General features: G+C 67.7%; 17 protein-coding genes and 1 tRNA gene. 12 read left to right on the forward strand and 6 right to left on the reverse strand.

What is annotated here, in order from left to right; translation table 11 throughout:
• Positions 1-57: 57 nt before the first annotated feature.
• From SCNU_RS10140 to SCNU_RS10160, 5 genes are all read left to right on the forward strand, one after another.
• Positions 58-1,119 (forward strand): potassium channel family protein, encoded by a 1,062-nt coding sequence (locus tag SCNU_RS10140; protein WP_009679275.1) that lies wholly within the window; start codon positions 58-60, stop codon positions 1,117-1,119.
• Positions 1,119-2,033, forward strand: coding sequence for an NAD(+) diphosphatase (gene nudC, locus SCNU_RS10145; RefSeq protein ID WP_009679276.1), 915 nt, complete (start codon positions 1,119-1,121; stop codon positions 2,031-2,033). Before SCNU_RS10140 ends, nudC begins: the two co-directional genes overlap by 1 nt.
• Positions 2,034-2,067: 34 nt before the next feature.
• A complete protein-coding gene (locus SCNU_RS10150) occupies positions 2,068-2,328 on the forward strand; it encodes a mycoredoxin (protein ID WP_009679277.1) in 261 nt (86 codons plus the stop codon).
• 271 nt (positions 2,329-2,599) lie between these two features.
• On the forward strand, positions 2,600-4,639 hold the full coding sequence (locus SCNU_RS10155; RefSeq protein ID WP_009679278.1) for an ATP-dependent helicase: 2,040 nt from the start codon (positions 2,600-2,602) through the stop codon (positions 4,637-4,639).
• 349 nt (positions 4,640-4,988) lie between these two features.
• Complete coding sequence (locus tag SCNU_RS10160; protein WP_009679279.1) at positions 4,989-5,255, forward strand: WhiB family transcriptional regulator; 267 nt, start codon at positions 4,989-4,991, stop codon at positions 5,253-5,255.
• A 15-nt stretch (positions 5,256-5,270) separates the two neighbouring features.
• Here SCNU_RS10160 and SCNU_RS10165 read toward each other — a convergent pair whose 3' ends face one another.
• The 3 genes from SCNU_RS10165 to SCNU_RS10175 form a co-directional block, all read right to left on the reverse strand.
• Complete coding sequence (locus SCNU_RS10165; protein ID WP_009679280.1) at positions 5,271-6,587, reverse strand: ABC1 kinase family protein; 1,317 nt, start codon at positions 6,585-6,587, stop codon at positions 5,271-5,273.
• Positions 6,584-7,498 carry a hypothetical protein gene (locus SCNU_RS10170; RefSeq protein WP_040518165.1) on the reverse strand — a complete coding sequence of 305 codons (915 nt, stop codon included), beginning with the start codon at positions 7,496-7,498 and terminating at the stop codon, positions 6,584-6,586. The genes SCNU_RS10165 and SCNU_RS10170 overlap by 4 nt, the downstream gene beginning before the upstream one ends.
• A gap of 67 nt (positions 7,499-7,565) precedes the next feature.
• Positions 7,566-8,993: a zinc-dependent metalloprotease gene (locus tag SCNU_RS10175; protein ID WP_009679282.1), complete on the reverse strand. Its 1,428-nt coding sequence runs from the start codon at positions 8,991-8,993 to the stop codon at positions 7,566-7,568.
• 169 nt (positions 8,994-9,162) lie between these two features.
• Between SCNU_RS10175 and SCNU_RS21040 the strand changes: the two genes are divergently transcribed.
• Together SCNU_RS21040 and SCNU_RS10180 are read left to right on the forward strand one after the other, a co-directional pair.
• Positions 9,163-9,471 carry a hypothetical protein gene (locus SCNU_RS21040; RefSeq protein WP_009679283.1) on the forward strand — a complete coding sequence of 103 codons (309 nt, stop codon included), beginning with the start codon at positions 9,163-9,165 and terminating at the stop codon, positions 9,469-9,471.
• A gap of 2 nt (positions 9,472-9,473) precedes the next feature.
• Entirely contained in the window at positions 9,474-10,229 is a 756-nt protein-coding gene (locus SCNU_RS10180; RefSeq protein ID WP_337998789.1) for a YlbL family protein, read from the forward strand.
• 21 nt (positions 10,230-10,250) lie between these two features.
• On the opposite strand, the gene SCNU_RS10185 is transcribed toward SCNU_RS10180, so the two are convergent.
• Entirely contained in the window at positions 10,251-10,817 is a 567-nt protein-coding gene (locus tag SCNU_RS10185) for a PPA1309 family protein (RefSeq protein ID WP_009679285.1), read from the reverse strand.
• Positions 10,818-10,947: 130 nt separating this feature from the next.
• Between SCNU_RS10185 and SCNU_RS10190 the strand changes: the two genes are divergently transcribed.
• The gene (locus SCNU_RS10190; RefSeq protein WP_085948495.1) at positions 10,948-13,926 is read left to right on the forward strand and encodes a UPF0182 family protein; all 2,979 of its coding nucleotides are present in this window, start codon (positions 10,948-10,950) and stop codon (positions 13,924-13,926) included.
• Between the two features lie 88 nt (positions 13,927-14,014).
• Here the strand turns inward: SCNU_RS10190 and SCNU_RS10195 are convergent, their stop codons facing one another.
• Entirely contained in the window at positions 14,015-14,299 is a 285-nt protein-coding gene (locus tag SCNU_RS10195) for a hypothetical protein (protein WP_009679287.1), read from the reverse strand.
• Between the two features lie 216 nt (positions 14,300-14,515).
• On the opposite strand from SCNU_RS10195, the gene SCNU_RS10200 reads away from it, so the two are divergent.
• The 4 genes from SCNU_RS10200 to SCNU_RS10215 all read left to right on the forward strand — a co-directional run bounded on the left by SCNU_RS10200 (position 14,516) and on the right by SCNU_RS10215 (position 17,431).
• Positions 14,516-15,763 carry an MCE family protein gene (locus SCNU_RS10200; RefSeq protein WP_040518167.1) on the forward strand — a complete coding sequence of 416 codons (1,248 nt, stop codon included), beginning with the start codon at positions 14,516-14,518 and terminating at the stop codon, positions 15,761-15,763.
• An 87-nt stretch (positions 15,764-15,850) separates the two neighbouring features.
• Positions 15,851-15,924, forward strand: a tRNA-Met gene (locus SCNU_RS10205).
• A 68-nt stretch (positions 15,925-15,992) separates the two neighbouring features.
• Complete coding sequence (locus SCNU_RS10210; protein ID WP_009679289.1) at positions 15,993-16,568, forward strand: TetR/AcrR family transcriptional regulator; 576 nt, start codon at positions 15,993-15,995, stop codon at positions 16,566-16,568.
• A 200-nt stretch (positions 16,569-16,768) separates the two neighbouring features.
• Positions 16,769-17,431, forward strand: a complete 663-nt coding sequence (locus tag SCNU_RS10215) for a hypothetical protein (RefSeq protein ID WP_009679290.1) — start codon at positions 16,769-16,771, stop codon at positions 17,429-17,431.
• A 9-nt stretch (positions 17,432-17,440) separates the two neighbouring features.
• On the opposite strand, the gene SCNU_RS10220 is transcribed toward SCNU_RS10215, so the two are convergent.
• Positions 17,441-18,268, reverse strand: a complete 828-nt coding sequence (locus SCNU_RS10220; RefSeq protein WP_009679291.1) for a cytochrome c biogenesis CcdA family protein — start codon at positions 18,266-18,268, stop codon at positions 17,441-17,443.
• Positions 18,269-18,271 lie beyond the last annotated feature (3 nt).

An 18,271-nucleotide genomic window follows, 5' to 3' on the forward strand; every position in this document is an offset into this window, starting at 1 on the left:
CATGCAGTAGCCTCCATTTCGTGATGTCACAGTCGGTGCGAACGCGTCGGAGGCCCGGTGCGTAAGCGGTTGCGTCGCCGCGGCGGCGGCTTGGTGGACGAGCCGGACTACGCCCTGGTCGGCGTCGTCCGGATCCCGGAGCACGAGAAGAGCCCGGCGCGGGCGATCGGCCGCCGCGTGGCGTGGGCGCTGACCGCGCTGCTGGTCTGCTCGATCGTCGTCTACCTCGACCGCGACGGATATCGCGACGCGCGCGACGTGCCGATGAGCTACATCGATGCGCTCTACTATTCGGCCGTCACCCTGTCGACGACCGGCTACGGCGACGTCACCCCGATCACCGAGTCGGCACGACTGGTGAACATCATCTTCATCACGCCACTGCGCGTGCTCTTCCTGATCGTGCTGATCGGCACCACCCTCGAAGTGCTGACCGAACGTTCACGTCAGGCGATCAAGATCCAGAACTGGAGGAACCGGGTGCGTAACCACACCATCGTCATCGGCTACGGCACCAAGGGCCGCACCGCGGTGGACGCGGTGATCGCCGACGGCGGCAAGCCCGCCGAGATCGTGGTGGTCGACAAGGACCCGAACGCGCTCGAATCGGCGAGCGCCCACGGGTTGGTCACGGTGCGCGGCGACGCGACGAAGTCGGACGTCCTGCGCCTCGCCGGGGTTCAACACGCGTCGGCGATCGTCGTCGCGGCGAATCGCGACGACACCGCGGTGCTGGCCACCCTGACCGCCCGGGAGATCAACCCGCGAGCGAAGATCGTCGCGTCGATCAACGAGGCGGAGAACACCCACTTGATGCGGCAGTCGGGCGCGGACTCCGTGGTCGTGTCGTCGGAGACGGCCGGCCGACTGCTCGGTATCGCGACCATCACCCCGTCGGTGGTGGAGGTGGTCGAAGACCTGCTCAGTCCGGAGGAGGGTTACGCGATCGCGGAGCGCGAGGTGGAGCCGTCCGAGACCGGCGGCTCGCCGGCGCACACCAAGGATCTGGTGCTCGGCGTCGTGCGCGACGGCAGGCTGTTCCGCGTCGGCGATGCGGAGGTGGAGGAGATCGAGGTGGGCGATCGGCTCCTGTACGTCCGCCAGGGAGGTCCGGCCTGATGGCGTCGTTCGAGCTGATCGAGCCGCCGTTGCTCTCGCGAGCCGAGATCGACCGTGCCGACCAGGTCCGGAAGGACCCGGAACGACTCGCCGCGGGGTGGGCGCAGGCCCGCATTCTGCTGGTCGACCACAGCGGTCGGTACGCGGTGACCGACACGGGCGGACTGCGGTGGACACCGGCCGCCGAGCTCGGTGCCGCGCCCGTCGTCGGCGCGGTGTTCCTCGGTGTCGCCGAGGTCGACCGGTGGGCGCTGCGCGTGGACGAGGTGCCCGCGCCGAGCGGTGAGCCGCGGTCCGGTGCGCACCTGCTGGGACCCGATGAGGCGGGGCTGCTCGCGACCGCGCTCGGCGTCCTGAACTGGCACCGCACCGCCCAGTTCTCACCGGTGGACGGCAGGCCGCTGGATCTGGTGCAGGGCGGCTGGCTGCGCCGCGACCCGGAGTCCGGCGCCGAGGAGTACCCGCGAACCGATCCCGCGGTGATCATGGTGGTCCACGACGGCGCCGACCGCGTCCTGCTCGGCCGCCAGAGTGTGTGGCCCGACCGCTGGTTCTCGACCCTCGCCGGCTTCGTCGAGCCGGGTGAGTCGCTCGAGCAGTGTGTTCGCCGGGAGGTGTTCGAGGAGGCCGGTGTGCATGTCCACTCGCCTCGGTATCTCGGGTCGCAGCCGTGGCCGTTCCCGCGGTCGTTGATGCTCGGCTTCGAGGCGGTCGGTGACCCCTCCGAGCCGCTCGTGTTCCGGGACGGCGAACTCGGCGACGCCAAGTGGTTCCACCGCGACGAAGTGCGCGAGGCCCTGGCCCGCGAGGACGACTGGGGCGCGGACAATCCGGGTACTCGACTGATGTTGCCGGGATCGGTGTCCATCGCCCGCAGCCTCATCGACGGTTGGGCCCGCGGCCCGCAGGCCTGAATCGTCGCCCGGCGGCCGCGAATACAATTGCGGCATGACTGATGCAGCGGCGAAGCCGGAACTGACTCTGTACACCACCTCCTGGTGCCCGTTCTGCAACCGGCTGAAGGCCGGGCTGGAGCGCAACGGACTCGAGTGGACCGAGATCGACATCGAGGCGAACCCCGAGGCCGCCGAGTTCGTCGGCAGCGTCAACGGCGGCAACCACGTGGTCCCGACTGCGCTCTACGCCGACGGTTCGACGGCGACCAACCCGTCCGTCGGTGAGGTGATGAGCAAGCTGGGGAAGATCTGAGCGGCAGCGGCCGGCGCCCGCCCAAGGCTGGTCGAGTAGCCCCGGCGCGCAAGCGCCGCGGCGTATCGAGACCCCGCACGTTCGTCTCGATACGCTCGTCACTTCGTTCCTCGCTACTCGACGATCCTATGGGCGCCACGTCGTCGGTAAAGGAAGGGCCCTGAGGACTTTGAAACAGCAGTGTTCGGTGTGACCATCTGGTGGTCACACCGAACACTGCTGATGTCGGCACGGAACTTCAATGTCGGACCCCCATGAGATAAGTAGAGGCATGACAGTGATCGAGCACCAGGCGAGGGAAGTCGGAGTCACCTCGGGACTCGATCCGGAGCAGCTCGAGGCGGTGCTGGCGCCGCGCGGACCGGTCTGCGTGCTCGCCGGGGCCGGGACGGGCAAGACGCGCACCATCACCCGGCGGATCGCGCACCTCGTGGACTCGGGCCAGGTGAATCCGGAGCAGGTCCTCGCGGTGACGTTCACTGCGCGGGCCGCCGCAGAGATGCGCGAACGGCTGGAGTCGCTGGGAGTCGCGGGTCCGGGTAATCGGATCGCCGCACAGACTTTTCACGCCGCGGCGATGCGACAGCTGCGCTACTTCTGGCCGATGGCGATGGGCGACATGCGCTGGGAGCTGCTCGAGCACAAGTTCCGCATGGTCGGGCGCGTCGCGCGTGAGCTCGGCCTCGACGTCGCCGACCGTGATCTGCTGCGCGACTTGTCGTCGGAGATCGAGTGGGCCAAGTCGTCGGGCATCGGCCCGGGTCAGTATCCCGACGCCGCCCAGAGATCGCATCGCGATCTGCCCACCGACCCGCGCACCGTGTCGCAGGTGTTCGCCGCGTACGAGGCCGCGAAGGTCGCTCCCAACGGCGACCGCCTCCTCGACTTCGAGGACATGCTGACGTTCACCACGACGATCCTGCGTTCCGACCCGTCGATCGCCGAGGAGTTCCGGTCCCGATACCGGAGTTTCGTGGTCGACGAGTATCAAGACGTCACGCCGATCCAGCAGGACCTCCTCGACGCCTGGCTCGGTGGCCGCGACGATCTGACCGTCGTCGGCGACGCGAATCAGACCATCTACAGCTTCACCGGTGCGACGCCGTCGTACCTGCTCGACTTCACCCGTCGCTACCCGGATGCGACGCTGGTCCGACTCCAGCGCGACTACCGTTCGACCCCGGAAGTGGTCACGCTGGCCAACGCCGCCATCGGCAGGGCACGCGGTCGCATCGCGGGCAGCCGGCTCAAGCTGGTCGGCCAACGGCCGGCGGGTCCCGAGCCGGTCTTCGCCGGGTACGACGACGAGATCTCCGAGGTCGTCGGCGTGGTCGCACGGATCCGATCGTTGATCCGGTCGGGTGTCCCGGCGTCCGAGATCGCCGTCCTGTACCGGGTCAACGCCCAGTCCGAGGCGTACGAGGAGGCGCTGTCGGAGGCGGGTATCGACTATCAGGTCCGCGGTGCACAGAGCTTCTTCGACCGCCCGGAGATCGTCGCCGGGATGCGGCGGCTGACGAGCCTGGCAGGCGGGCCGCCGCCACCGATGCCGCCGGTCGACGCGGTCCGTCACGGACTGCACTCGGTGGGACTGACCGAAGCCGAGCCGGCAGGCGCCAACGCCCGAGCGCGCTGGCAGCAGTTGCTGCGGCTGATGGAGATCGTCGAGGAGATCGCGAGCCAGGCGCCCGAGCTGGACTTCGCCGGCCTGGTGTCGAAGCTGGACGAACGGTCCCGGATGCGGCATGCACCGGTCGGCGGCGGCGTGACGCTGTCGTCGATGCACGCAGCGAAGGGACTCGAATGGGACGCGGTCTTCCTGACCGGACTGCACGAGGGCTCGATGCCGCTCGGCCGGGCGTCCAAGACGACCGACGACGTCGAAGAGGAACGGCGCCTGTTCTACGTCGGTATCACTCGTGCCCGCGAGCACCTGCACCTCTCGTGGAGCCTGTCCCGCGGGGAGGGCCGCGGCGCGAAACGACGCCGATCACGGTTCATCGACGCGCTGGTGCCGAAGGCGGAGGTCGACTTCGAACCGTTGCCGGAGCGGACCGATCCCGACCCCGATGTGCTCGCGGCGCTCACCGCCTGGCGCAAGGAGTTCGCCGAAGCCGAGGGGATCTCGCCGGTGAACGTTATGAGCGTGACGATGATCCGGTCGATCGCGACGGCGGTGCCGACGTCGATCGCCGAGCTGGTCAAAGTCCGCGGATTCGGCGCCGACCGGGCAGACGTGATCGGTGCGCAAGTCCTGGACGTCGTCGACGCCGCCCTGCCGGGGCGCGCCGCGCAGCAAAACCGCAGGTAGAAAATGGGTTGTGCGGGTTTCGCGGTGCGCATAGAGTACGTGGAGTACTTAACGCGGTGCGGAGAGATCTGTGCCGTGCGGAGCCGAACGAGAGAAGGGAATCGGCCAATGAACTGGCAGTCGGTACACATTGCTGCGGCAGCAGCACCCCTGGCGCGAGCGCGCCGGCGATTCCTCGTGGCCCCCATGGACGGCTGTCCGACGTCCCCCCGAGAGTCTCAACACTAGAGACCAGCGGAACCTTCAAGGCCACGGCGAATCGCGATAGCGAACCCCGTGGCCTTTCTGCATGCACGAGTAGGGCCCGGGTTCACCAGACCAGCATCTGCGAACAGAAAGCCGACCTACTTTGTCTACCTTGACCATCCCCCGAATAGAACTGCCCTGTCAGACCACGGAGAACGACGCCGATCTGTGGTTCGCCGACCAGCCGAACCTCCTGGAGGAAGCCAAGAGTCTCTGCCAGGCCTGCCCGCTTCAGGTGCAGTGCCTCGAGAGCGCCATGGAGCGCGAGGAGCCCTGGGGCGTCTGGGGAGGGGAGATCTTCGAACGCGGCGTCGTGATCGCTCGTAAGCGCCCACGCGGACGACCGCGGAAGAACGCGGCCGTCGCGTGAGCGCGCCGTCGCCGCTCAGCTCTCGAGGCCGGGCACCCACTCGTTCAGAATTGCGCGATACGGTGCTTCGGCGTCGAGCTGGGCGGCGATTCCCACGCACCCGATGAGGACCCGGAAGACCATCACGTACTCGCGCGGGACGTTCAGATTCCGTGACGTCTTGTACACGTCCCCACCCAGATCCGTCGCCTTGCCCGCCGCGCGCTGCAACCACTTGCGCGTGAAGTGGAAGGTGTCGCTGTACAGCGGATCGACATACGGCTGCAGATAGTTCGCCAGATCCTGCGGGCTCACCCGATCGGCGTGCGAGGCCTGGATGAAGTTCGCCGCCACCATCTCGTCGCGCAACTCGTCGTACCGCTTGTCGCGCGCGAGCGCCAGAATCGGTCCGGTCTTGGCAGGCAGGCCGTCCGGATAGTGCCCGATCGCGCCGAAATCGAGAATGCCGAATCGTCCGTCGTCGAGAACGTAGAAATTCCCGGGATGCGGGTCCCCGTGGAGCATGCCGACCCGTGCGGGCGAGCTGATCTCGAAAGTCGTCATCTTGGTCGCAGCGGCATTGCGCTGCTCCTGGGTCCCGTTCGTGATCAGCTTCGACAGCCGCGTTCCGTCGATCCACTCCGAGACCATCACCTTCGGAGCGCTCGCAACGACCTTCGGCACAAGGAAGTCCGGATCGCCGTCGAAGGCCCGCGCGAACGCACGCTGGTTGTCGGCCTCGCCGATGTAGTCGAGTTCGTCTTCGGTGCGGTCGATGAGTTCGTCGACCATCGCCTTGACATCGGTGCCGGGGGACAGCTTCTGGATCAGCCCCGACATCCGGCTCAGCGTCTTCAAGTCGGCCTTCAACGCGTGATCGGCGCCGGGGTACTGCACTTTGACGGCCACTTCGCGGCCGTCGGACCACACCGCTTTGTGCACCTGACCGATGCTCGCCGAGGCCGCCGGCTCATCGCTGAACTCCCGGAACCGCTCGGGCCAACGCGTCCCGAGCTGCTGATCGAGGACCTTGTGCACCGACTTGGCCGGCAGCGGCGGCGCTTCGGCCTGCAACTTCGTCAGCGCCTCGCGGAACGGCTCACCGAACTCGTCGGGGATCGCGGCTTCCATGATCGAGAGGGCCTGCCCGACCTTCATCGCACCGCCCTTGAGCTCGCCGAGCACCGCGAACAACTGCTCCGCAGTCTTGTTCATCAGGTCGGCGTTGACCTCTTCCTTGCTCTTGCCCGCGATGCGCTTGCCGAAACCGGCGGCAGCGCGCCCGGCCATGCCGAGGGGAAGTGCAGCCAGCTTCGCATTACGACGACCCTGGCCGCGTGTGATCTCGCTCAATGGTGTCCTTTCGCCGCGTGATCGAGGATAGTGGAAAGCCGCCCGCCCGGCGCATCGCTATACCGGTTGAAGCACCCGCAGCGCGGGTGAACCGGCGCGGGCCGGACTTCCATTCGGCAGGGCCGCTGATGGAACTCGATCGTCGTCCCGATCGTGGTGGGCGGCGCAGACTCTCGATGGAACCGCTGGTCGGCGATCTCGGCGATCTGCGCATGTGCCACAGCCACGGTGGACAGCCGCGCGGCAGTCCCGCCCGCGCCCGCGACGCCGTGCAGTGTCGCCGCGATCACCGGCCACGCCTCGTCGAGGTCCGTCCGGTGCAATTCGACGCACCGCAGGCAACTCGACAGCCCCGGCAGCACCAACGGTCCGACGACGCCGACGTCGTCCCGGACGTGGACGGCGAGGTGCGGAACGCCGGCGGCCATCAACGGCTCCCAGACGACGGGATCCGGCACGGGCTGGTCAGCGACCACCACCAGCGCGGGTCGGCGCCCGATGTCGCCGAGCGGGTCACGCGGATCGCAGGCCACCACGCGGTGCCCGTCTCGCGGCAGTCCGTCGAGCAGCAGCGCCGCGATCTCACCGTGCCCGGCGACCGCGACGCGCAACGGTGCGCGCGTACCGGGATCGGCCTCGACCGCCCGGCCCGACTCGACGAGCTCGTCGACCAACTGCCAGAACCTGGTCGCCGTCAGACCGGACGACCGCAGTTGGCGTCGGAGATGCCGATAGCGCTGCGGCGTCCGAAGCCGGTGGAGCAGCGCCACGACCGCCGAGACGGTGACCCCCGGGCCAAGGGAGACCACGGTGGCTGTGCGCGGATCCGCGCCGATGTGGATCCGCCCGTCGATGCGCGCCAGCACCGGGGTGCCGGGCAGGAGTACCGGAAGCGCGTCGCGAGCGGGCATGCCTACACGCTGGCACCGGAGCCGACCTCCCGCGAGTCCGTTGTCCACAGACTCGACGAAGCCGCGCTCAGCTCGGGTCGGATCCCTTCCCGGGCTCGTCCTCGCCGTCCTCCGAGTCATCGTCCGAGGCGTCGGCGGCGAACTGGCGCTCCAACTCCGCGATCGCGTCGTCGATGCCGGAGACGTCGCCACCGATCACCCGGTCGACGAAACGTGCCGGATTGTCCAGGTCGTCGGCGTCCGGAAGCAGGTCCGGGTGGCCCCAGACGCCGTCGCGCGTGGTGATGTCGGAGGCCTCGGTGAGCGCTCGCCACAGCTGGGCGGCCTCCCGGAGCTTCCGCGGACGCAGATCCATGCCGATCAGCGTCGCGAACGTCTGCTCGGCGGGACCGCCCGACGCACGGCGTCGGCGCATGGTCTCGGTGAGCGCCGCGGTGCTCGGGATCCGATCGCCGAGCGCGTTCGTGACCACCAGCTCCACCCAGCCCTCGATGAGCGCCAGCAACGTCTCGAGACGGCTGAGCGCGGCCTGCTGCTGCGGAGTGGTCTCCGGCTCGAACGAGGCCGCCGACCCCATCAGCTCTTCCAGCTTGGCCGGATTCGAGAACAACTCCTGCGGATCGATCTCCGTGGCCAGGTTCTGCAGACCGCCGAGATCGATGCGGATCCCGCGCGCGTACTCCTCGACCGTGGCGAGCAGACGCTGCTTGAGCCACGGAACGTGGGCGAACAGGCGGAGGTGCGCGGCCTCTCGGGCGGCGAGGAAGACGACGATCTCCTGCGCGGGAAGATCCAGCCCCTCCGCGAACTTCGCGATCGCCTCGGGCAGCAGCACGCCCAAGTCATCGGGCGCCAACGGCAGCCCGATGTCGGTGGACGTCAGCACACCGCCCGCCAGTTGGCCCAGGCCCTGGCCCAATTGGGTGCCGTACATGGTGCCGCTCAGCTGCCCGATCATCGCCATCATCGGCCCGGCGAAAGCCTTCGCCTCTTCCGGGAGACCGGCATCCATCGTCTTCGACATCTGCTCGGCGATCGGATCGCACAGCGTCCGCCACGTCGGCATGGTGTTCTCGAGCCAGTCCACCGGCGTCCACGCCGCGGTGCTGGTGATCCCCGCAGGCATCGTCGTCTGCTCATCGAGCCAGACCTCGGCGAGCCGGACCGCGTCGGCGACCGCCCGATGCTCCTTCTCGAGCATCGGAGTGAACGACCCGATCTGCTTGCGTGCCAGATTCGCCGCCACGTCGTAGTTCACCGGCCCGGACCCGCCGCCGGCCATGCCCGCGCCCATACCGCTGAACATGTTGCCGAGCTGACTGAACAACTGCCCCAGCTGCGACGGGTCGACGGCGCCGCCGTCGCCCAGCGCGAACCCGAACGGGTTCGCGGGATCGCCGGAGCCGCCGGTGCCGCCCGTGGTGTCGTCGCCGTCGTCCCCATTGTTCTTGTCGCGGTCGTTCGACGATGAGAACCCGAAGGGCAGATCATTCATGCCTTCAACGGTACCGGGCCGACGCCCGTAGCGTTCCCCGTCGCTTCGCTCGCCCGTAGCGTTCCCCCGGTGCGAACGCTCTGGCACGCCTCCGGTCACGCGGTCCCTGCTGCTCTCGCGAGGCAGCGTGCTGTGGGACCCGGCAGGGCGCTGCATTACGCTGGGCCGGGTGACCATCAAGCCAGCCCACCGCCGCATCGCCACGATCACCGTCGGCGTCGTGGTCCTCTTGGCCTTCGTCATCGCCGGAATGACGCTGCGAGTGCCCTACGTCGCGCTCGGGCCGGGGCCGACGGTCAACACGCTCGGCGACGTCGACGGCAAGCCGGTCGTCGAAGTCTCGAATGCCGTCGACCCGAACCCCAAGGGCAACCTGAACCTGACCACGGTGTCGCTGCGGGACGGGATGACGCTCTTCCAGGCTCCCGGCGACCGGACTCGGTGGCTCCGGGTAACCGAGGGCCCTCCGCGGCGGTGAGCATGCAGCCGCGCGAGCTCTACTTCCCGCCCGACCAGACCGAGGAACAGGTCCAGCAGCAGAACACCGAGCAGATGAGCGGCTCGGAGACCAACGCGACGATGGCAGCGCTCAACTACCTGCACAAGCCGACCGCGGTGGGCGTCGGCACCGTCGCGACCAAGGGGCCGGCCGACGGGAAGCTGCAGCCCGACGACCGGCTGGTCAGCGTCGGCGGCACACCGATCACCGGGCCGCAGAACCTGTACGACGTCCTGGCGAAGCACAAGCCCGGCGACGAGATCGACGTCACCGTCCAGCGCGGCGCCGAGCGGCCGACCATCCAGATCAAGCTCGGCGCCCGGCCCGACGACCCGTCGAAGGCCTACCTCGGCATCACCCCGCAGATGATGGCGGCCGACCCGAACACCGACATCGCGTTCAACGTCGGCGACATCGGCGGCCCGTCGGCCGGCCTGATGCTGACGCTGTCGGTGATCGACCACATGACGCCCGGCGACCTCTCGCACGGCGAGTTCGTCGCGGGCACCGGCACCATCGACCCGTCGGGCAAGGTTGGATCGATCGGCGGCATCCCCCACAAGATCAAGGCCGCACGCGACGCCGGCGCCACGGTGTTCCTCGTTCCGTCGGGGAACTGTGCCGCTGCCAAGTCCGACGCACCCGACGGAATCGAACTGGTGAAGGTCGACACGCTCACCGGCGCCGTCGACGCGCTGGGCACACTCGGCAGCGACGAGCAGCGGCCGCAGTGCTGATCGGTTAGGCCGTGTTGCGGCCTAACCGTGGAACGTGTCGGCCAGCGCGTCGAGCAGGTTCGGCGCCAGATCGGGATGGGTCTGCAGATCCGCTGACTGCGCATCGTCATCGCGCAATGCGAGCAGCGCCACCCGCTTCCCGGCCCGCAGCACGCCGGCCGCGAGTCGCGCGCTCTGCTTCTCCGGATGCGCGTGTGCCGCCTGTCTGGCCGCCTCGTCGGCGGCCGCGGGATCGGCGAGCAACGGCTCCAGAGCGGCGTCGAGGTCGGCCTCGGCGTCCGGAGGCAACAGCGTGATCTCGGTGACGAGCGCGCATCCGACCACCTGGGCAGGCCAGGTCAGCGTGGTCAGGAGCTCCTCGAGGTCCGATGTCCCGGTCTCCTGGACGATCGGGCTCAGCGCGGAGTCGTCGTCGGGATCGATCAAGTCCGGCGCCTGCTGAGCCAGGACGGCAGTCGGGACGAGCGCGAACAGCGTCGGGGCCGAACCCCACGGCAGTTCGGCGGTGTAGGCGAGGCACTGGGCGAGGGCATTGCCGAGGTCGGCCTGCGAGAAGCCCGCACCAGCGGAATCAGTGGAAGACGTCACCGCCCCATTGTGCAACCCCCACGCTCGGCGGAGGGAACTGAGCGGACTCCGGCGAATCGGTAAGGTGGGCGACATTGCTGTCGCACGCGCGTGAGCACAGTCGAACAGGGAGCCTATACAAGTGGTGAGCATGACCGGGTCGGGCGGTCGACCGACGTTGTCCCGCCGGGTGAAGATCCTCATTGGGATCGGCGTCGGATTACTGATCCTGCTGTTGGTGGGTCCTCGAGTGGTCTCGTTGATCACCGACTGGCTCTGGTACTCGGACATCGGATATTCCGAGGTGATGTCGACCATGATCGTCACCCGTCTGGTGGTGTTCCTCGTGGTCACGGCGGTCGTCGCCGGCATCATCGGCGGCGCGATCTACGCGGCCTATCGGGTGCGCCCCGATTTCGTGATGCTGTCGAGCCCGACGGATCCGCTCGCGCGCTACCGGACCGCCATCGGCATGCGGCCCAAGCTCTCCCTGCTGCTGCCGTCGTTGTTCATCGGAGTGATGGCCGGACTCATCGCACAGGGCTCGTGGACCACGGTCCAGACCTTCATCAACGGGGAGTCGTTCGGGACCAAGGATCCGCAGTTCGGTCTCGACATCAGCTTCTACGCGTTCACCCTGCCGTTCCTGCGCATGATCCTCGACATCGTCTTCGTCTCGCTCGTCATCGCCTTCGTCGGTAACCTGCTGACCCACTACGTCTTCGGGGGACTGCGGCTCGGCGGGGGCGGCCGGAGCGGTTCGCTGACCCGCGCCGCGCGGGTTCAGCTGGCGGTGATCGCCGGCCTCTTCATGATCGCCAAGGCGATCGGCTACTGGTTCGACCGCTACGACCTGCTCAGCAGCGACCGCCGCGGTGACATCTTCGACGGCGCCACGTACACCGACATCAACTACGTGCTGCCGTCGAAGCTCATCCTGATGGCGATCGCCATCGTGTGCGCCATCGCGTTCTTCGCGGCGATCGCGCTGCGCGATCTCCGGATCCCGGCTCTCGCGGCCGTCCTGATGCTGCTGTCGGCGCTGGTGATCGGCGTCGTGTGGCCTGCGGCGATGGAGCAGTTCTCGGTGAAGCCGAGCGCCGACACCAAGGAGGCCGAGTACATCCAGCGGAACATCGCGGCCACCACCGACGCTTATCGGATCAGGGACGGCAAGGACGTCGAGTACCAGTACGACTGGACGAGTCAGCCCGCGGACCAGGGCAAGGTGAACTCCGACGAGGCCACCCTGTCGAACATCCGACTGCTCGACCCCAACGTGGTGTCGAAGGCCTTCGTGCAGCGGCAGTCCCTCCGCAACTTCTACGGGTTCCCCGATCAGCTCGCGGTCGATCGGTACATGGTGAAGGAGACCGACGACTCCGGCACGACCACCGAGAACCAGCGAGACTTCATCGTCGCCGCCCGTGAGCTCGACCCGCAGCGGTACAACGACAACCAGCAGAGCTGGATCAACAAGCACACCGTGTACACCCACGGCAACGGCTTCATCGCCGCGCCGGCGAACACCGTCGACGCGCCGAACACCGACACCAGCTCGGACTCGGGCGGACTGCCGAAGTTCCTGGTCTCGGACCTGCAGCACATCAACGAGCCCGGGTACAAGGACGAGCCCATTCAAGTGAAGCAGCCGCGGATCTATTTCGGTCCGATGATCGCGAAGGTCAATCCCGACTACGCGATCGTCGGCTCGGACGGCGGCGCGCCCCGCGAATACGACACCGACAAGTCCAACTTCACGTACACGGCGGGCTCCGGTGTCTCCGTCGGGAATCTGGGCGCCCGCATGCTGTACGCGCTGAAGTACGGCGAGCGGAACATCCTGCTGTCCGACGTGATCAACAGCAACTCGAAGATCCTGTACAACCGTGATCCCCGAGACCGCGTGAAGAAGGCCGCGCCGTGGCTGACCGTCGATTCGACGACCTACCCGGCCGTCGTCGACGGCTCGATCAAGTGGGTCGTCGACGGGTACACCACGTTGAAGACATACCCGTACGCGCAGCGGATGTCGCTGGCGTCGGCGACGTCGGACTCGAACAGCGAGAACGCAGGTCAGACCGGTCGAGCTCAGGCGGACGAGGACATCGCGTACGCCCGGAACTCGGTCAAGGCCACGGTCGACGCCTACACCGGACAGGTGACCCTCTACCAGTTCGACACCTCGGACCCGGTCCTCAAGACGTGGATGAAGGTGTTCCCGGGGACCGTCAAGGATCGCGCGGAGCTCGACAAGCAGCCCGACCTCCTCGAGCACATGCGGTACCCGGAGGACCTGTTCAAGATGCAGCGGGAACTTCTCACGCGCTACCACGTGAACAATCCGTCGGTGTTCTACCGAGCGGACAACTTCTGGTCGGTCCCGAGCGACCCGACCGAGGAGAAGAGCACGCTCAACCAGCCGCCGTACTATTTCACGGCAGCGGCGCCGAACAACACGCAGTCGCAGTTCCAGCTGACCACGGTGATGACGCCGCTGCGGAGGCAGAACCTCGCCGCCTACATGACGGCGAACGCCGACCCCAAGGATTACGGCCGGATCACCGTCAAGGTGCTCCCGACCGATTCCCAGACCGTCGGACCGCGTCAGGTCCAGGACACGTTCAACAACACCGCGTCCAGCGAGGTCACGCTGTTGAAGGGGTCGGCCAACGTCACCTTCGGCAACCTGCTGACCCTGCCGGTCGGCGGCAACGGCATCCTCTACGTGCAGCCGCTGTACACCGAGTCGAAGGTCGGCGACTCGGCGATGCCCAAGGTCTACCGAATGCTGACGTACTACAAGGAGTCCGGCGCCAACGGCCGCGTCCGTGTCGGATTCGCACCGACCATCGGCGAGGCACTCGCCGAATCGGGCATCAATCCGGCGGCGGCGACCGAGCCCGGCGCCACCCCGACGACGCCGGAGACCACTCCGCAGCCCCAGCAGCCGGTGACACCCAAGGCTCCCGAGAGCCGTTCACCGCAGGAGAAGGCGGCCGTCGACGCGATCGGCGCCGCGCTGGAAGATGCCCGGAAGGCCCAGGCCAGCGGTGACTTCAAGGCGTACGGTGAGGCGCTCGACCGGTTGGACAAGGCGGTCAAGCAGTATCAGGCGCTCGGCAACTGAGGCTGCCGCGCACCGCAGAACGCCGGTCGATCGGAATCCGATCGACCGGCGTTCGCCGTCTCTGCAGTCGAGGCTCAGCGGCGATAGATCACGGGCGGACCTTCGCCAGGTAGCGCTCGATCTCGTCCGGGGTGTTGTCGGGCATCACGGGCGAGTGGTGCAACTGCTTCACCAAGAAGCTGAAGATCATCGCGGAGAAGGCGATGCAGCCGAGTGCCAGCACTCCGTAGGTGATGTTCATCGGCTTTTCGTTCGGGGGGGCCGACAGAGGGACGAGCCCGGAGAACGCGCCGCCGATCAACAGGAGCACGAAGGCCACGAGGCCCATCCAGTGATTGCCGTGTCCGGCATGCTTGATTGAGTGATTCGCCATGACTCCTCCTCGATTCGATCTGCTTGGTGAATTACCAGGTGGAAACGGTCGATCTACCCTCACGGTACCCCAGCGGGTGACGAATCTCACAGGCCGAATCTGGCTAGCTCGTTTGTCACATACTCCGATTCCGGAGTCGCCGTTGCGACATCGTGCGGCTTACGCTCGGCAGGTCGGATCGTCGGGAATCCGTCAGTCATGTAGGAAGGCCGTTTCATGCCACCACTGAGTCGACTGGTGAAACTACAGCTGATCGTCGTGATCCTGCTCGGCCTCGGCGCCTCGATCTACGCGGGCGTCCGGTACGCCCGGATGGACCAGGCACTGGGATTCGGCGGCTATCGGGTTGTCGTGCACATGACGGACGGCGGCGGGATCTTTCCCGACGCCGAGGTGACCTATCGCGGAGTCTCCGCCGGCCGCGTGAGCGGTATGGAGCTGGTTCCCGGCGGCGTGGACGTGGAGCTGACGCTCGAGTCCGGACGCGCGCAGATCCCGGCGTCGTCCGTGGCAGTCGTGGCCAATCGATCGGCGATCGGCGAGCAGTTCCTCGACCTGCGGCCGCCGTCGTCGGCCGGGCCCTTCCTGCAGGACGGCTCGGAGATCTCGAAGGTCGAACTCCCGCCTGCGCTGCAGGACGTGGTGTCGTCCACCATCGATCTCACCGAGACGATCCCCGTGGACTCGCTGCACAGCGTGATCAGTGAGCTCGGCCAGGCGTTCAACGGCAAGGGTGAGGACCTGTCGCGGCTGATCGATTCGTTGGGCACGCTGTCGAAGGATGGGCTGAAGAGTCTCGACGACACGATCGGCCTGATCAAGAACTCCAACGTGGTGCTCGGGACCCAGGCCGAGCAGTCGGACGAGATCCTCGAGTGGTCGCGCGGACTGGATCGGGTGTCGGCGCAGCTCGCCTCGTCCGATCCGGCGGTGCGCCGGATCCTGACCGATGGCCCGCGTGCGGCTTCGGCGCTCTCGACGTTCCTCCACGACAACGGTGCGGACGCGACGAAGTTGATCGGGCAGCTCGGCGGCACCGTCCACAAGGTGACGCCCGCGTCGTATGCGACCGGCATGACCTTCGCGATGCTGTCGAGCCTGTCGGCCAGCAGTCACGCGACGTCCTCGCCGGACGGCTCGATCCGATTCGGCATCGTCCTCGAGACGGAGAACCCGCCGAGCTGTACGCAGGGCTACGAGTCGACGCAGAAGATGATCGCCGAGATCAAGCGGAAGAACCCAAGCTTCGACATCAACTACGACGACTTCCCGTTCAATACCGACGTCGGCTGCACCGTGCCTGCCGGGAACCCGACGTCCGTGCGTGGCGCAGCCCGGGCGTCACTGGGCAACCCGAACATCGCCCAGCCGTGGGACGGCAACGCCAAGAAGGACCCGGACAAGCTCAATCTGAACCCGTTGGCCAACCAGCTCGCTGCGCTGATGGGGGTGCGCCCGCGATGACGATCCGTCGTCGGGGTGTCCTCGATCACGTTGGGTTCTAATCGATTTGCGTTCCCGGACGGGCCGTGTGTAACGTAGTCGATGCAACGCGGGGTGGAGCAGCTCGGTAGCTCGCTGGGCTCATAACCCAGAGGTCGTAGGTTCGAATCCTGCCCCCGCTACTAAACAAGAAGACCCGCACCTCACGGTGCGGGTCTTCTTGTATTTCCGGCGGCACTACGCTGGACGCATGCACAGTCTCGGGTCCACCCTTCCCCGCCGCGGTCTCAACGCCCGACAGTTGGAGACGGTGGGCCGACTCCTCGACGCGGGACTGGCGTTGCTGGAGGACTCGCCGTACGAGGACCTCACGCTCCGGTTGATAGCCGCCGGCGCCAACGTCTCGCCTGCGACGGCATACACCTACTTCTCCTCCAAGGACCACCTGTTCGCCTCGCTGTTCTGGCGTCAGGTGGCCCAGACGCCGGAACCCGAGCTGTCCGGAGACGCGGGCGAGCGCCTGCGTCAGACGGTCCGCTACATCGCCGACGTGGTGGGCGAGTCACCGACCGTGACCGAGGCGGCCACCAAGAGCCTCCTGGCCGCCGATCCGGACGTCGGACGGATCCGCGTGGAGATCGGGACCCACTGGTACGGGCTGTTCAAGGCCGCTCTCGGCGACGATGTGGATCCGGCGGTGCTGCGGGCCTTGACGTTCACCTTCTCCGGTGCGCTGCTGGAGGCCGGCATGGGGGTCATCGCCTACGACGACCTCTTCGACCAGTTGGACGCCGCGGTCGCGGTGATCGCTCGCGGCAACGTCTGAACCGAACCATCCGAGCCGCTTGCGGCAGGGCTGGGGTTGTCGTAGGCGCGGTCTAGGTTGGCGGTACGAGATCGGAGCGGTGCCGAGTCGGCCGGAGGATTCGCACATCCCGGGCCGGGCAAGCGGTAACCCCGGCGATGTGGCAGTCGCCAGGGATCGTTCCGGGGTCTTCTCGGCCAACGATACGGGGGTGGTCGCAGATGTCAACGGGGATCGATACGACGGTGCTCGGCGAACTGCTGAGCAGACCTCGGCTGCGTTCGTATCTGGAGGCGGCGCACGGCGACCTCTCGTCCGCGGTCCGCCTGTATGAGTGGAACACCGTGGTGTCCGGCGCTGCGCTGGCGACCGTCGCGATGGTCGAGGTGATCACGCGCAACGCCCTGGACGCGCAACTGACCGCGTGGGCGCAGCGCCGAGGCGAGGAGTCGTGGTTCGAGACGATTCCGCTCGAGGCCCGGGGACTCGGCGATCTGGACCGCGCGCAGCGGGCGGTCGAGAGCCGAGGGATCAGCGCCGGGCAGCACGGCAAGGTGGTGGCCGAGCTGACGTTCGGCTTCTGGCGGTACATCGTCGCGCAGCGCTACCTCACGTCGTTGTGGGTGCCCGCGCTGAACAAGGCGTTCCCGTACGGCTACCGCGACATCCGCGAACGCCGACGGGCGGTGGAGCGGCATCTGGTCGCGCTCACCGTCCTTCGGAACCGGGTCGCGCACCACGAGCCGATTCATCGGCGCGACCTCGGTGCCGACCTCCGCGCGGCGGTGGAGCTGACGACGTGGGTCCATCCCGACGCCGGAGCGTGGGTGGGCGCCCGGTCGCCGCTGCAGACCGTGCTCGAGCATCGGCCCCGGCTGTGCTGATCCGCCCGTTCAGTCGGGCCTTCGCTGCCCTCGCCACCACCAGACGACGACCGCGGCGACTGCGGCGACGATGAGCGCGATGTCGAGACTCGGCCGGGCAAGTGACTCGGCGGCGTCCTGAAGACGCGCCGCGGTCCCGCCCGTCGCGGGATCGGCCACGCCGACGAATCCGTCGGTAAGCCAGTACGCGGCACCGGCCGCGATCAGCAGCAGTCCGGTGACCACCGACGTCGTATGCCACGTGCGGCCCGCGACAGTGAATTCGCGGCCGTGCAGCAGAGTACGGCCGCGCTGTCCGAATCGCTGCCAGACGATAGCGACGAGCAGCATCGGCACCACGATGCCCGCGCCGTAGACGGCGAGGAGGAGACCGGCTTCGACCACCGCACCGCTCGCCGCGGCGAGGGTGAGGACCGCACCGAGGATGGGACCGGTGCAGGCACTCGCCGCACCCGCGGCCGAACCGAGCAGCAGACTCCGCGCGATCCCGGTCCGCGACTGCGCGGCTGCGCGGACCCGGTCCAGTCCGGGCAGCCGACCGGCGAAGTCGAGACCGCCGCCGAACAGCGCGACGATGCCGAAGACGACGAGCACGACCGCGGTCACGTCGACGACCGCTGAACGATGCTCGGCGAAGATCCGGCCGAGTGCGCCGACGCCGAGCCCGACCGGCAACAGCGTGGCGAGGAGGCCGGAATAGAAGACGACCGAATGCGCCAGAAGTCGCGGCCCCGTTCCGGCCGTCGAGGCGAAGTAGGCGGGCAGCAGCAGTGCGCTGCACGGGCTGATCAGGCTGAGGGCGCCGCCGGCGAAGGCGACGGTGAGTCCGACGTCCATCCC

This window comes from Gordonia neofelifaecis NRRL B-59395, assembly GCF_000192435.1.
In the GTDB taxonomy this organism is placed as follows: Bacteria; Actinomycetota; Actinomycetes; order Mycobacteriales; family Mycobacteriaceae; genus Gordonia; species Gordonia neofelifaecis.

Excerpts from the sequence above, each read along its gene's own strand:
- SCNU_RS10155 (WP_009679278.1), top strand. The coding sequence starts at position 2,600 with ATGACAGTGATCGAGCACCAGGCGAGGGAAGTCGGAGTCACCTCGGGA.
- SCNU_RS10220 (WP_009679291.1), bottom strand. The coding sequence starts at position 18,268 with ATGGACGTCGGACTCACCGTCGCCTTCGCCGGCGGCGCCCTCAGCCTG.
- SCNU_RS10195 (WP_009679287.1), bottom strand. The coding sequence starts at position 14,299 with ATGGCGAATCACTCAATCAAGCATGCCGGACACGGCAATCACTGGATG.
- SCNU_RS10200 (WP_040518167.1), top strand. The coding sequence starts at position 14,516 with ATGCCACCACTGAGTCGACTGGTGAAACTACAGCTGATCGTCGTGATC.
- SCNU_RS10170 (WP_040518165.1), bottom strand. The coding sequence starts at position 7,498 with ATGCCCGCTCGCGACGCGCTTCCGGTACTCCTGCCCGGCACCCCGGTG.
- nudC (WP_009679276.1), top strand. The coding sequence starts at position 1,119 with ATGGCGTCGTTCGAGCTGATCGAGCCGCCGTTGCTCTCGCGAGCCGAG.
- SCNU_RS10150 (WP_009679277.1), top strand. The coding sequence starts at position 2,068 with ATGACTGATGCAGCGGCGAAGCCGGAACTGACTCTGTACACCACCTCC.
- SCNU_RS10175 (WP_009679282.1), bottom strand. The coding sequence starts at position 8,993 with ATGAATGATCTGCCCTTCGGGTTCTCATCGTCGAACGACCGCGACAAG.
- SCNU_RS10210 (WP_009679289.1), top strand. The coding sequence starts at position 15,993 with ATGCACAGTCTCGGGTCCACCCTTCCCCGCCGCGGTCTCAACGCCCGA.
- SCNU_RS10180 (WP_337998789.1), top strand. The coding sequence starts at position 9,474 with ATGCAGCCGCGCGAGCTCTACTTCCCGCCCGACCAGACCGAGGAACAG.
- SCNU_RS10190 (WP_085948495.1), top strand. The coding sequence starts at position 10,948 with ATGACCGGGTCGGGCGGTCGACCGACGTTGTCCCGCCGGGTGAAGATC.
- SCNU_RS10215 (WP_009679290.1), top strand. The coding sequence starts at position 16,769 with ATGTCAACGGGGATCGATACGACGGTGCTCGGCGAACTGCTGAGCAGA.